The sequence below is a fragment of the Geminocystis sp. NIES-3708 genome, from assembly GCF_001548095.1.
In the GTDB taxonomy this organism is placed as follows: domain Bacteria; phylum Cyanobacteriota; class Cyanobacteriia; order Cyanobacteriales; family Cyanobacteriaceae; genus Geminocystis.
Genome location: NZ_AP014815.1, coordinates 2,115,281 through 2,129,866 on the forward strand (window position 1 = coordinate 2,115,281; position 14,586 = coordinate 2,129,866).

The 14,586-nt window shown below is 32.4% G+C and carries 11 protein-coding genes and 1 CRISPR repeat array (1 of these 12 running past the window's edge); of the genes, 3 read left to right on the forward strand and 8 right to left on the reverse strand.

Annotation, left to right across the window (positions count from 1 at the left end; translation table 11 throughout):
* Positions 1 to 2,783: direct repeats of the CRISPR family, unit length 37 nt; unit sequence GTTTAAATTATTATTAATACCTATCAGGGATTGAAAC (it extends 3,308 nt beyond the left edge of the window).
* A 241-nt stretch (positions 2,784 to 3,024) separates the two neighbouring features.
* The 6 genes from GM3708_RS09370 to GM3708_RS09395 form a co-directional block, all read right to left on the reverse strand.
* Positions 3,025 to 3,615 (reverse strand): GUN4 domain-containing protein, encoded by a 591-nt coding sequence (locus GM3708_RS09370; protein WP_066345941.1) that lies wholly within the window; start codon positions 3,613 to 3,615, stop codon positions 3,025 to 3,027.
* A 99-nt stretch (positions 3,616 to 3,714) separates the two neighbouring features.
* Positions 3,715 to 5,115 (reverse strand): 3-isopropylmalate dehydratase large subunit, encoded by a 1,401-nt coding sequence (leuC, locus tag GM3708_RS09375; RefSeq protein ID WP_066345943.1) that lies wholly within the window; start codon positions 5,113 to 5,115, stop codon positions 3,715 to 3,717.
* A 206-nt stretch (positions 5,116 to 5,321) separates the two neighbouring features.
* The gene (locus GM3708_RS09380; RefSeq protein WP_066345948.1) at positions 5,322 to 5,690 is read right to left on the reverse strand and encodes a YccF domain-containing protein; all 369 of its coding nucleotides are present in this window, start codon (positions 5,688 to 5,690) and stop codon (positions 5,322 to 5,324) included.
* A 304-nt stretch (positions 5,691 to 5,994) separates the two neighbouring features.
* Positions 5,995 to 6,393, reverse strand: coding sequence for a peptide-methionine (R)-S-oxide reductase MsrB (gene msrB, locus GM3708_RS09385; RefSeq protein ID WP_066345951.1), 399 nt, complete (start codon positions 6,391 to 6,393; stop codon positions 5,995 to 5,997).
* A 961-nt stretch (positions 6,394 to 7,354) separates the two neighbouring features.
* On the reverse strand, positions 7,355 to 7,657 hold the full coding sequence (locus GM3708_RS09390; RefSeq protein WP_066345953.1) for a hypothetical protein: 303 nt from the start codon (positions 7,655 to 7,657) through the stop codon (positions 7,355 to 7,357).
* A gap of 155 nt (positions 7,658 to 7,812) precedes the next feature.
* On the reverse strand, positions 7,813 to 8,586 hold the full coding sequence (locus tag GM3708_RS09395) for a transporter substrate-binding domain-containing protein (protein ID WP_066345954.1): 774 nt from the start codon (positions 8,584 to 8,586) through the stop codon (positions 7,813 to 7,815).
* Positions 8,587 to 8,740: 154 nt separating this feature from the next.
* Between GM3708_RS09395 and GM3708_RS09400 the strand changes: the two genes are divergently transcribed.
* The gene (locus GM3708_RS09400) at positions 8,741 to 8,986 is read left to right on the forward strand and encodes a hypothetical protein (RefSeq protein WP_144439302.1); all 246 of its coding nucleotides are present in this window, start codon (positions 8,741 to 8,743) and stop codon (positions 8,984 to 8,986) included.
* A 90-nt stretch (positions 8,987 to 9,076) separates the two neighbouring features.
* On the forward strand, positions 9,077 to 10,810 hold the full coding sequence (recN, locus tag GM3708_RS09405) for a DNA repair protein RecN (protein ID WP_066345961.1): 1,734 nt from the start codon (positions 9,077 to 9,079) through the stop codon (positions 10,808 to 10,810).
* 3 nt (positions 10,811 to 10,813) lie between these two features.
* Here the strand turns inward: recN and GM3708_RS09410 are convergent, their stop codons facing one another.
* Together GM3708_RS09410 and GM3708_RS09415 are read right to left on the reverse strand one after the other, a co-directional pair.
* Positions 10,814 to 13,219: a GH116 family glycosyl hydrolase gene (locus GM3708_RS09410; RefSeq protein ID WP_066345963.1), complete on the reverse strand. Its 2,406-nt coding sequence runs from the start codon at positions 13,217 to 13,219 to the stop codon at positions 10,814 to 10,816.
* A gap of 271 nt (positions 13,220 to 13,490) precedes the next feature.
* Positions 13,491 to 14,069, reverse strand: coding sequence for a molybdenum cofactor guanylyltransferase (locus GM3708_RS09415; RefSeq protein WP_066345965.1), 579 nt, complete (start codon positions 14,067 to 14,069; stop codon positions 13,491 to 13,493).
* A gap of 33 nt (positions 14,070 to 14,102) precedes the next feature.
* On the opposite strand from GM3708_RS09415, the gene GM3708_RS09420 reads away from it, so the two are divergent.
* Complete coding sequence (locus tag GM3708_RS09420; RefSeq protein ID WP_066345967.1) at positions 14,103 to 14,582, forward strand: DNA phosphorothioation-associated protein 4; 480 nt, start codon at positions 14,103 to 14,105, stop codon at positions 14,580 to 14,582.
* Positions 14,583 to 14,586 lie beyond the last annotated feature (4 nt).

Here is a 14,586-nt window from a genome sequence, read left to right on the forward strand (position 1 = left end):
CTATCAGGGATTGAAACGAAGAGAAAAAAATTAAGGAGGATTTAGGGAAAGGTTTAAATTATTATTAATACCTATCAGGGATTGAAACAACAAATTCAATATTTATCTGTGGAAAACCACGAGTTTAAATTATTATTAATACCTATCAGGGATTGAAACTTATTCCTTACTAACCTTAATTGATTGTTTTCTAGTAGTTTAAATTATTATTAATACCTATCAGGGATTGAAACAGCAACTTTTTGTTGAGACATACGAGCGTGTTTGCCTGTTTAAATTATTATTAATACCTATCAGGGATTGAAACTAAATGCTAGTAATGCGGTGGGGAACGGTGGTACGGGAGTTTAAATTATTATTAATACCTATCAGGGATTGAAACTTGGGTTGCCATTTTCTCGCATACTCAGCAACATCAAATCGTTTAAATTATTATTAATACCTATCAGGGATTGAAACATCTAAGTAAGAATTTAGAGTACTTACTAGCTTAGTTTAAATTATTATTAATACCTATCAGGGATTGAAACAGGTATAAGATTAGTAGTCATAGACTCTGTACCGTTTAAATTATTATTAATACCTATCAGGGATTGAAACAGTTGTTCTATTCTTCAGACTAGCATTAGCAGTATAGTTTAAATTATTATTAATACCTATCAGGGATTGAAACATCAGCATCTGTACCATAATTAGGTTGTCCAGTACCGTTTAAATTATTATTAATACCTATCAGGGATTGAAACTAATTATTGCTCGTTATTTCCTATGATATTAATTCTCAAGTTTAAATTATTATTAATACCTATCAGGGATTGAAACTTTAATTTCTCACTTAAATCAATAATTTTATCAAAATCGTTTAAATTATTATTAATACCTATCAGGGATTGAAACTAAGCTACGCCCGTAGGATACGAAACATAGAGAGCGTTTAAATTATTATTAATACCTATCAGGGATTGAAACAATCCCAAAATAATATAAATTATCGTCTATATACTCGTTTAAATTATTATTAATACCTATCAGGGATTGAAACTTTGTTCGAGATTTTTAGCGGATTCTTCTGAATGCTTGTTTAAATTATTATTAATACCTATCAGGGATTGAAACTAAATACACAACTTTAACAGAACTGGAGTCGATAGAGTTTAAATTATTATTAATACCTATCAGGGATTGAAACCATTAAGGACTCGAACTCAGCCTTAGATTTGGGACTGTTTAAATTATTATTAATACCTATCAGGGATTGAAACATATAGAACTGCCGTAGACGAATTAGAGAGAACTGTTTAAATTATTATTAATACCTATCAGGGATTGAAACTTTTAATGCCAGTGGTAGTTTAAAGTTTTTAATACATTTGTTTAAATTATTATTAATACCTATCAGGGATTGAAACGTCGAAGTCTATAAGGAGCAATAGCTATGGCGGGAGTTTAAATTATTATTAATACCTATCAGGGATTGAAACAGTAAAGAAAAAGGTCGGTAATAACATACCTTGTTTAAATTATTATTAATACCTATCAGGGATTGAAACAGCTAATCGATTAGTGAACAATGATATGTCTTTTGAGTTTAAATTATTATTAATACCTATCAGGGATTGAAACAAATCAAACTCAGAGACAAAATCAGCAACAAACCTGTTTAAATTATTATTAATACCTATCAGGGATTGAAACTTAATGCCAAAAGGCAACAAATCATCTCAGGTGATTTACCGTTTAAATTATTATTAATACCTATCAGGGATTGAAACTTAGTGTAAACGCTCCCGAGTTACAGGACTCAAGGTTTAAATTATTATTAATACCTATCAGGGATTGAAACACTCAAGATTTTGAAGACGGACAATTACAAATCGTCAGTTTAAATTATTATTAATACCTATCAGGGATTGAAACGTAATGCTTAACAGCCACTGCATACATTCCATTGAGTTTAAATTATTATTAATACCTATCAGGGATTGAAACAAACAACTGGCAATACCGCCAACCCCCACTCAGTCTTGTTTAAATTATTATTAATACCTATCAGGGATTGAAACCGAGAAGACATAACCCTACTAACCCTATTATGAGCGTTTAAATTATTATTAATACCTATCAGGAATTGAAACGTGATAAAATCATTGTCCATCTTTATTTTTATTTGTTTAAATTATTATTAATACCTATCAGGGATTGAAACAAAGAAGGATATGACTTTGATACTGAAATATTTTTGTTTAAATTATTATTAATACCTATCAGGGATTGAAACTTATCTTTTTAATTTTCCGATCCCTTTTTAAAAGGTTTAAATTATTATTAATACCTATCAGGGATTGAAACGGCTCAAAGTGCTTTAAGTCAAGATCCTAGTTTAGGTTTAAATTATTATTAATACCTATCAGGGATTGAAACAAACGATAATCGGAAAACAGGAGATTTATCTTATGTTTAAATTATTATTAATACCTATCAGGGATTGAAACGTTCCTGCTTCTTCGTGGCGTTCTGGTTCTGTTCCCTGTTTAAATTATTATTAATACCTATCAGGGATTGAAACTGCTAAATCGATTTATTTCGATAAAATACTGAATGTTCAAATTATTATTAATACCTATCAGGGATTGAAACTGGTGTGATCGCACCTGTTCATTCTCTTTCTGGTCTGTTTAAATTATTATTAATACCTATCAGGGATTGAAACCGTTAAAAGAGAATCTTGGAGAAGATTTATTTATTAGTTTAAATTATTATTAATACCTATCAGGGATTGAAACCAACCTTCACCTCGCTTTGATGAGCATTCGGTTACGCTATCGCTCCATCATCCGAGGGAATGCACTCTTACCATCATCATGAGTTGTCAAGGTTCATAATTTTAACTTCGCCCAGTTTGTTAGACTTTTGCGAGGAAAGAATCCTACGATATAATCTAACTTTTACACCTTTGTGGATTAGTTCACTCGTTACTTAAGCTCATGATAAGTTTATCATTATTTATATTTTTAAGCATTTATACTATTTATTCATATTACATTGAACCATTCTTTCTGCTAAAACAGAATATAGTAGCCTACCTCCTGTAATAGAGTATTCAGGGCGAGGATTAGGAAAATGTCCAATGGGTGCTGTAGCTGTATAGTTAAGATTTTCAATAAAAATAATCCAGTCGTTATCTTTACGCCAACCAACACGATCTCCAAAACGATTATAAGCGTCATCGCCAATAAGTCTTCCGGGGCGATTTCCTGTTTCAATATATAGAGGTAGTTGAGCACTAAAACCGAATCTATTATTAGAATTTTCTAACCATAACTTATCTATAGTTTTTAAATCCCAGCAAGGTATGTTTTTTAAATCAGAAGGCGGAATCCAACCAATAGATTTTCTACCAGTAGCTTGTAAGATTAAATTTCTGGTTTCATCATTAGCTTTACGCCAATTTTGACTTTCTAAATATTGAGCGAGATTATTGAAGTCAACTTTACTTTCAGGGGAAATAAGATCAGGATTTTCATTTAATAAAGCTGTTTGAGCGTAAGTTTTATTAAGGAAATTAGTGGAGATAAAAGTAAAAATAAGGGCAAGAAAAAAAGGTTTAATTTTCATATTTGACAGTATTAATTTATATATTTTAAAATTATTAAAAATAGAAGATTTGAGTCTTAATTATTAATTGTTAATTGTTAATTGTTAATTGTTAATTATTTATAGTTCTCTTATATCAGAAACTTTACCATTGATAGCCGCAGCTACTACCATAGCAGGGCTCATTAATAAAGTGCGCCCTTGAGCTGAACCTTGACGACCTTTAAAGTTACGATTAGAAGATGATGCACTAATTTGATCTCCTTGTAACTTGTCAGGATTCATTGCTAAACACATGGAGCAACCGGGTTCGCGCCATTCAAAACCTGCATCTAAAAAAATATGATGTAGTCCTTCTGCTTCCGCTTGTTGTTTTACTCTTTCAGATCCGGGTACGACAAAGGCTTTGACATTATTCGCTACTTTATGCCCTTGAGCGAATTTTGCTGCTTCTCTTAAATCACTTATTCTGCCGTTAGTACAACTACCGATGAAACAGACATCTATGGGAGTACCTTTGAGGGGTTGTCCTTCTTGTAACTGCATATATTTAAAGGCTTCTATGGCAATTTCTTTATCATTTTCAGGTAAGCCGTCTAAAGTAGGTAAAGATTCATTGATGCCAATGCCTTGACTGGGAGTAATACCCCATGTAACGGTAGGTTCAATATCACTAGCATTAAACGTTACAATGTCGTCATATTCAGCATCAGCATCACTGCGGATACTTTCCCACCATGTCACTGCTTCATCCCATTTTTCTGCTTTTGGGGCAAAATCTCTATTTTTGAGATACTCATAAGTTACTTGATCTGGATTAATATAACCGCAACGAGCTCCACCTTCGATGGACATATTACATACGGTCATTCTTTCTTCCATATTCATTTTTTCAAAAGTTGTACCTGCATACTCATAGGCATAACCAACACCACCATTTACCCCTAATTTACGGATAATATGCAAAATTATGTCTTTAGCATAAACTCCTTGGGGTAATTCTCCGTTTACCTCAATTTTTCTCACTTTTAATTTGGTTAAAGATAAGGTTTGAGAAGCTAACACATCCCTTACTTGAGATGTACCAATACCAAAAGCGATCGCCCCAAAAGCCCCATGGGTGGAAGTGTGAGAGTCACCACAAGCGATTGTCATACCGGGTTGAGTTAAGCCTTGTTCTGGGGCAATTACATGGACAATACCTTGATTACCAGAATTGGTGTTATAAAATCTGATGCTGTTTTCTTTAGTGTTATTTTCTAAGGCTTGAATCATCTCCTCCGCTAAAGTATCTACAAACGGACGAGCTTGATTTTCTGTCGGTACAATATGATCTACTGTTGCTACGGTGCGATCGGGGAAAAGTACTTTAATATTTCTTTCTCGAATCATGGCGAAGGCTTGAGGGCTGGTTACTTCATGAATCAAGTGTAAACCGATAAATAATTGAGTTTGTCCGGAAGGTAAAATACCGACAGTGTGTAAATTCCAGACTTTATCAAATAACGTTCCTTTACTCATATTAATTTTATATAGAAAATCCTCTAATTATTTTTATTATCTGTGAGAAACGATGATTTAAGCAATTGGTAATTTAGAAATTGAGAATTAGGAATCAGAAATTAATTGTCTATAGGTAAGGCGAGAGGCTTAATTCCCTTGTTGTTCTAGCTTTGTTATCATGGACTTGAGAAAAATAAAATTTATAATTAATTTAGCTTACCTACTTAACGAAATTCTCTACCAAAGGGAAATAAGGCTAAAGGTACTAATTTGAAATGTTGTTGAGCGAAAGGAATACCAATAATGGTAATAAATAAAATTCCACCAAAGATTAGATGAGATAATGCAATTACCCATCCACAATACACTGCCCAAATTACGTTTAAAATAGTATTCAGGGTACTGGAATAGTTTGGCGTGATATAATTTTCTTTCCCAAAAGGTGTCATAATTGCAATGCCAATTTTAATGTTTTGCCAACCGAAGGGAATACCGATAATGGTGACACAAAGGGATAAACCACCAAAAATATAGCCGACACCACTTACAAAACCGCCGAAAATTAACCAAATAATGTTGCCTAGTAAAGTCATGGAGATTAATTGAATTATTGATCTAAAAAACTATAGCAATCCTAAATCAGTTGTCAAATATTTAAAAGTAATAATAAATTATATAACGATTATATAACAAAGAGTTTAAACCCTTTACCTCTAAATCAGTTGTGGGATATTTAAAAATAGTACAAAATGTAAAAATCTAAGTTTAACAAGGGGTTTAAACCCCTTGCCTCTAAATTTTCGAGACTGATTTTGAGACAAATTATTGAGGACTGCTATATATCAATAGAGTTTCGATTAAAAATTCCCCCAGTTAATGTATTTAGGGGGGTAACGATTATTTTTGCGGTTCAAAATCTAACGCTACAGAGTTCATACAATAACGTTTTCCCGTCGGTTTTGGTCCATCATCAAAAACATGACCTAAATGAGCGTCACAAGCACCACACAGCACTTCTGTACGTTTCATGAAGAAGCTAACATCAGTTTTATAGATAACACTATCTTCTCTCACGGGTTGCCAAAAACTAGGCCATCCTGTGCCAGAGTCGAACTTAGTGTCGGCGGTAAATAATTCATTACCACAGCAAACACATCTATAAATTCCGTCCGCTTTATTGTTGTTGTATTCCCCAGTAAAAGCTCTTTCAGTGCCGTGTTTTCTGGTTACTTGGAATTGCTCAGGGGTAAGAATTTCTTTCCATTCTGCTTCGGTTTTTTTGATTTTTTCTACCATGATATTTTGAGATTTTATGATTAAAAGTTATAGCAAAGAGTAAGAAGTAAAAGACAAATGACAAAGAATAAATATATAAAATAATTACTTCTTAGGTGTTTATGAGTAAGTATCCAAAATTCATACTCCATTTTACTTTTCTCAAATCTATGATAACAAAGGGTAACAAAGAGTTTAAACACTCAATTATTAGCCTAAAGAAATTGCATAGGTTTAAATCATAATAACAAAGAGTAACAAGGGGTTTAAAGCCCTTGCCTACAGATAATTAATTTTAAATGAGAGATTGATGTATTTTAGATCATTAAAATTAAGACTATATTTTAATTTTTATTGTTTATTTATACTTAACTTGATTTCTCAATTATTTTGATTTCTTCCTCCGTTAATCCATATAATTGATAGACTAATAAATCAATTTCTTTTTCTAATTTTGTGGTATCATTATTAGAGTTTTCTTTTTTCAAGTTTAAAATTTCTGTAACTAATTTTTTAAAAAGTTTTTGTAATTTTCAATTAATATTTTTTGGAATGGGAATTTTTGAAGTAGTAAAAATATCATATTACATTGTATGAATAGCCTTAGCAAACACAAAATGGTAAACATGCAAATTAATTAATTGACTGTGTAGTAAAGCCCAAATAAATTCAGGAATAATATTTTTATTAAGTTCTATTTAATTAATAGTATCTACTAAAACATAATTTTTATTATCGGGAATTGTTGCGGTAATTTGAATATACTCCACTGGATTAATAATATGAGCTATTATATTTTGAATAAGGATAGAATTAGTTTTAATGAAGGCTTTTGATCATTAATACTACTACGATTAATTGTACCTTGAAAACCTTAAATACAATACTTTTGAACTTCTGCACCACCAATAACTATAGAATTTCCTTTATCACTAATAAATTTTTGTAACATTGCACCTCTTTGATTTTGACTAATATCATTTTAAAATTGACAGTTTTGACGTATCTTTAAACCGATATTAATTTCTTCAGCATTTAAGCCATTTAAGAAAAAATCAAACTCTTTAACTAATTTTTTATTAATTGTAGTTAAGTATTTAATACTCTCATCAAATGTTTTGGAAGATATATAATTTTTAGCGACTACTTTACCATCAGTATTTTTGCTGTGATAAATAACTAAATCATTATTATCTTTGATGTTAAGATAGCGATAAGATTCGTAATAAACTTTATTTAAAAAATCTCTTAAATTATTTTTATGAAACTCCTCAGATTTATCCATTTATTCTTAAGTTTGCATCAATAAACTATTTAAACTTTCTTTAAAAATATCAAGACATGAGCGTAAAACTTTTACTTTCCAAAAAGCTATATTTAAACTTTTTTGTAGAGTTGTATAAATCATATTTTTATTCTAGTAACTATATATAAATCAGGTTAATTCGTTGGTAAATCCCAATATTTTGCCCTTTCTTCTAACCAACCTTCTTGTTTTAATTTTCTGACAACTTGATTAATTTTATCTCTCAATTCTTGATATTGTCTTCCTTTCGGTAATGCGATCGCCAAAGGATAACCACCGAAAATAGTAGGTAATAGTTGATAATCGGGGTTTTCCTGTATCCATCCCGTTAATATAGTTATATCTCCTGCAAAACTTTGAATTTCCCCTGATTCTAAAAATTCTAGGGCTTGTTGATAGGATGAAACTTCCTTTAATTTTGCTTGAGGTAAATTATACTTAATTTGTGCAATAGCTCTGGAATTGTTAAGAATGCCGATTTTACCGCTAAAATTCCTGATATTAGGGTTTATTTGCACTTTTTTGACGATAATTCCTGTACCATCAAGGTAGTAAAAATCACTAAAATCTACGATGCGCTGACGAGAAGCATTAACCGTTATAAAAGCGATGGCTAAATCTACTTCTAAATCTGTTACTTTTTGGATTCTTTCTTGATTAGACAGAGGAATTAACTTGAGTGCATTTTCACTGCCTAACAATTCTAAAGCTAAACGACGAGCAACATCAATTTCAAAACCTCGTAAATTACCTTGAGAATCTCGATAACCTAAAGGGCGCAAATTATCTTTGACACCAATAACTAACTCTCCCTTTTTGTTAATTTCTTCCCAAGACGCACTATAAACTTTTACGGGAATACTGATAACAAAAGCGATGATGATAAATAGTAATTTTTGAGAAATCATGTAAATTAGTTGATACTTAAATCGGCTGAATATTCCCTGAATCCTTACGATAATTGAAAAACAGTTAAAAAATCAACTATAATCAAAAACAAAATTGATTTTTATAAATAAATTATCATTATTTATAGATAAATTTACTAAAGAAAAAACACCTATGAATTTTAACAAAAAAAATCTTCAACCAGTTTCTTTCAAGAAAATAATCTTTCTTTTTTTCGGAGGTTTTACCATTGCTACTTTTGCTATTGTTATTGTTTATTCGTTTTCTGTTGTTGAATTAAATTTAATCAATGGAGGATTTGCTTTATTTATCACTATATTATCTGGGTTGCTATCAAGTATTTTTGGTAAGAGATTTATTGATGCTTTTGTTAATACGTTAGAATCTTCTGGTTTTTAACAAGATTGAGATACTGAATTAGTATCTATCCCAAATAAACGTAAATAATATAACATAAACTATATTTAACAATGCTTAGTTCATTAGTTCATGTTAATTGCCCTTCGGATTGATAATTTTGCTTTAGTAGATCATTTAGAGTTAGAGTGTGGAAACGGTTTAAATGTTTTGACGGGAGAAACTGGTGCGGGAAAATCCATTATTCTCGATGCCATTGATGTGGTATTGGGAGGAAAAGCTAGTCAGCGAATGATTCGTAGTGGTGCAAGAAAAGCCATTGTGGAAGCCTGTTTTCAGACTAATCCTGAGTTAGAAACTTGGTTAGAATCTCAAGAAATGGAGTCTTTTCAGGATGGTACAGTTATTTGTAGTCGTGATTTAACCATCAGTAAAGACAATTTTCGTTCTCGGTGTCGGGTTAACGGTGTTGTGGTTAATAAACAAATTATAACTCAATTACGTGATCGTCTTTTAGAAGTTACAGCCCAAAATGAAACAGGACAATTACTTTCTGTAAGTACTCAACGGGATTTATTAGATGCTTATGGAGGTAAAGAGTTAATTCAACAAAGAGAGTTAGTGACTCAAGCCTTTACTATCACACAACAGGCAGAAGAAGCCCTCGAATATCGTCGTCAATCAGAACAACAAAGGTTACAAAGATTAGACTTAATTCAACATCAAATTCAAGAATTAAACACTATTCATTTACAATCACCTACAGAATTAGAACAATTGGAAATTGAAAGCGATCGCCTTACTCATGTAGTTGAGCTTCAACAATTAAGCTATCAAGCTTATCAATTACTATATCAAAGTGAATCAGAGGAAAATCAAGCAGTAACAGATATTTTAGGTAAAGCAGAGTTAATTATTACAGATATGGCAAATTATGACAAAGAATTAACTTCAGTGTTAGAAATTGTCCAAGAAGCCTTAAATCAAGTAGTAGAAGCAGGGCAACAAATATATAGTTATGGGGCGGGGCTAGAAGCAGATCCTGATAGATTAGAAGAGGTAGAAGAACGTGTTAGACTTTTAAAGCGGATTTGTCGCAAATATGGACCAAAATTAGAAGACGTGATTAATTATTATGAAAGCCTCAAACAAGAATTAACAGAATTAACAGATAATGGCAAATCCATCGAAGAATTAGAGCAAGAATATCAAGAAAATCAAGGAAAATTAATCAAACTATGTGCTAAATTAAGCCAACTTCGACATATTGCCGCTCAGAAATTAGAAGCACAATTAACTCAAGAATTAAAACCTCTCGGCATGGCAAAAGTACAATTTCAGTGTCGAGTAACTCCTGTTAACCCAAATATCATGGGATCAGATCAGGTAGAATATTATTTTAGTCCAAATCCGGGAGAAGACTTACAACCTTTAGCTATGACTGCATCAGGAGGTGAAATGAGTCGTTTTCTTTTAGCATTAAAATCTTGTTTTACTCAATCAAAAATGGAGAATAAAACTTTAATTTTTGATGAAATTGATGCAGGAGTCTCAGGAAAAGTAGCTCAAGCAATCGCTGAAAAGTTACACACTCTCAGTAAACAACATCAAGTTTTGTGTGTCACTCATCAACCCCTTGTAGCGGCAATGGCAGATCATCATTTTCGGGTAGAAAAACATCTCACCAAATCTGAAAAAAACCAAGAATTAAGAACTGTTGTCAAAATAACACACTTAGAACATCAAAAACATCGTCGAGATGAATTGGCAGAGCTTACAGGGGGTCATTCTGCTGAAGATGCCATTGCTTTTGCTGATTCTTTATTAGAAACGGCGGCGTTAGTCAAAGAAAAAAATAGGAGATAAAACTTAGCTCAACACATGATAAATCGCCCATATCGCCATGGCTCGTAAATAATGACTTGCTCGAAATGTGCCTACGGCAGTTATTGCCTCTGGGGTGCGAAATTGTAAACCGTTGTCATAAACTTGTTTAACTACGGTTTCCGCTACTTTTAACCCTTCTTCTTTCATGCCGTTGAGAATCATAAAAGCTACGATACCATAATTAATACCAGTCCACACTTCAAGAGGATGAGTATCATTTTCTTTCATTGGTTTTCCATCAGGTTTTAAGCCATTAGCGATGCCAAATTTTCCATCATGAAATTTCAAGTAACAAGCATCATAAACTTTATTTAAAGTTGACTTTACATACTCAGACTCTACCACATCAGGTAATCCTAAAATTTGAGCATAAAATTGTCCTGAAAGTTGATCAGCCATAACTACATCTGAACCACTGCCTGTATCTAAATTATAATATTCACCATTCCAAAGAGTTTGATGATAAATTGCCCTTGATTTTTGTAACCAATCTGCAAATACTTCTATGGCACTTTCAATTCCTTGAGGGAAATCTTCAGGTTGTAAGTTAGGATTCATCGGTGGATTGGCTATCAAAATTTTACCAATGGCGATCGCCGCTTCTAAAGAAACAATCCATAAACCACCACAATAAGCACTAATACCCTGTAATCGCCAATCATCAAAAGTTTGATCTGGTGCACCTGAATTTTCAGGAATACCATCACCATCTAAATCAAAACCTTTGACATAGTGGAGAGTTTCGACAATACTATTCCAACACTCCCAAAGAAAATCTTGATCATGACTGCCTGTAAATAAATAATCTCGATAAACTTGTAAAACAAAATCGCAACCAAGATCTTTCCACAAATTACAATCTTGATAGCTAGTATAATTAGTTTTTTCCCAAGGGTGTTCATTGGGAGCACCTAAGTCATGGGGAGTTGCTCCTTTAGCCTTTCTAATGGCACTAGCACGGTTATAACCGATAACACGAGGAGTATCATCACCCTTAGAAATTGCCTTGCTAAATGCTTCTAAAATAGACTTATCCAGACGAGGCCATAACATGATCATGGAGAATGAACCATAAAGCCTTACATCTAAACTTTCATACCAACGATAATCAATACATTCTAGTACTCCAAACTGTCCTACAGGATCATTCTCTGTCGCAGCTGTCCATAAACTACCACCATCGGCTAGTAAATATAATTCATTAAATAACGCCATCTTTAACCAATCTGGTAAATTTGATCGCATTAAAATCGGTTTTTGCCATTCGGTAATGCGATTATGCCACATATCACTATGTTTTAAGGCAGTGCGTACTATTGCCCAAGCATTTTTTCCATTTCTACCGAAAAAGTCTGTATAACGACGATAATAATTTATTCCCTGAGCAAATTCGGTTACTGGGAAATCCCAAGCCAAAATAAAAGGAATTTTCTTAGTTTTCCCCGGTTTAATGGTAAATCTGATTGCCATTGCCCCAGCAATTTGTTCTCCCGGCTCAGCAGGTGTCTCGTCTTGGTAATCAGGTAATGTTCCATTCATAGCAAAATAATCCCAAATATCACTACCATCACCTTTAGGATTCCAGCGACTATGATAAAAAACCTCTAAACTGGGATTGGTGATACTGGCGATCGCAAATTGTCCTTCCCCTTCTTGAGGTTCATCATCCATACGAATACGATCAAATAAACAACCTACCCGAAAACTATCCTCAATCCACTGATTAAGATTACCCGTACTATCTCCCCAACGAGGCTGATATTCATATTCAGGGCTACCATCATCTCTAACTTGAACGGTAGGGCTTTTTATAGCATTAGTAAACCAACCAACACTATTTTGCCACGAAAACATAATACTAATAGTAATATCTTTATCTGTAGGGTTATGAATACTCCAGTCAAACATCGCCACAGGATAACTAGCTTCTTGATAACTACCTGCCCAAATAGGAGAAAATTGTTCACAGACAAAACGAGATTGAAAAACTCCTTGATAATCAAACCAGCTACGAGGATAAAGTGCCGAATAAGTACCTTTTCCTTGAGGATACCATGTCCAACTTGATAAACTACCATCATCAGGAGGTGTTGTACTCATGGCATAAACTTGAGGACTTTCTCCTTCTACCTGTTCAAACACACTGAATTGACAAGCAGACAATGCTTTAAAAATATGATTGCCACCGTCAATATGCCAGAGATTAAAATCACCATTAACCCCTCTACCAATACAACCGCTACCAAATCCTCCTAAGGGCATACCATGATTAGCACCATCATCCAAATTACTTAGATAACGTACAGTATAAGGATTTTCCCAGATTTTGCCTATTTCACATTGCCAAGCAGAAGGAGGAATCTTTGGGAGTTCGATTTTTGTTAGCATATTGACTGATTTAAAATATATTTCTTTTTAATTTTAAGCGATAGAAGACCTTTAGGAGTCGTATTCAATCAAATCACAGTTAAAAATACTGAAATATAAAAAAAATCAAAAAAAGCTGTTAAGTTTGGTTATAGTTTTTGAAAAAAAATGTTATTTTACAATAGTGGAAATCTGTGCAATTTTAAAATTTAAAGGAAGAACACAATTATTTATTAAATACCATCATAGGGAATTAATAATTTAAAGTCAAGAAAAAAAGAAATTTTGCCCGTCAAGAATTAACTACTTTTTCATAATCTTTAGGAGTATTGCAATTAAACAAAATTTGCTTATTTTTAACTACTAATTCCTTCACATTTTCTTGATTTAACCATTGCTGAAAAGATCGATTTCCTGTTTGAATTGATTTTTGTAGAGAATCTTGACAATTACGGCGATAAAAACCACATAAACATTCCCAACCTTTATCATTTTTCGGTAAAAAAGCGATAGTATTTTCAGAAATATTCCCAAGGGTATTAATCCAATTTTTAAGATCATCTACTGTCAGAAAAGGTAAGTCACAAGCTAACAATAAAATCCAATCAGAGTTAATATAATTTAATGCCTCAAAAAAAGCGATTAATCCTCCTTGAAAATAAGATGATTCGGTAATAAAATTACAATCAACTGGCAAAATAGGTCTATATTTGTCTTGCCATGGAGTAATTATATAAACTTGATCTGTACATTGTTCAGCTATATGATAAATATTAGTTAATAAAGGTTTTCCATTTATGTCTAATAAAGCCTTATCTTTTTGCATTCTTGAGCTTTTTCCTCCCGCCAAAATTAAAGTTACAATTTTCATAAATTAATTACCAATTATTTATTCTTAATTATCATGGCAATCAGAATTAAAATCTCTCAAGATAAAGCGAATTTAGTACAAAGTTTGGTCTTAAATAATGAAAATAATCAGGGAGTATTTGCTACTTATGCCGATGTTATGGCTTTTGCGGCGGCGATAGGGAAGAAAAATAAACTTAGATTACCATTAGAGACGATCGCCAAAGAACCTTCTCCCATTAGTTTAGATGTTTTTAGCAGTCGTGGATATGATTTTTTATTTAAACTTTTAGCTATCACAGAAAATCTGAATCCTCAAATTATTTCAGCTTATGATATAACCGCCGAAGAAGAAAGAGTAACTATTTTTGAAGAATATGCTAATGGCGGATTACTAAAGTTACAAGAGCAACTCAAAGGGGCAGTAGATTATAGTGAGAGAATTTTATTGATTTTAAGTCAAGCAAACAATCAATTATCTAGTTCCACTTCTGCTAATTTTGATTTAACTAAATTTTTAGTAGATAAGCTCTAATTAT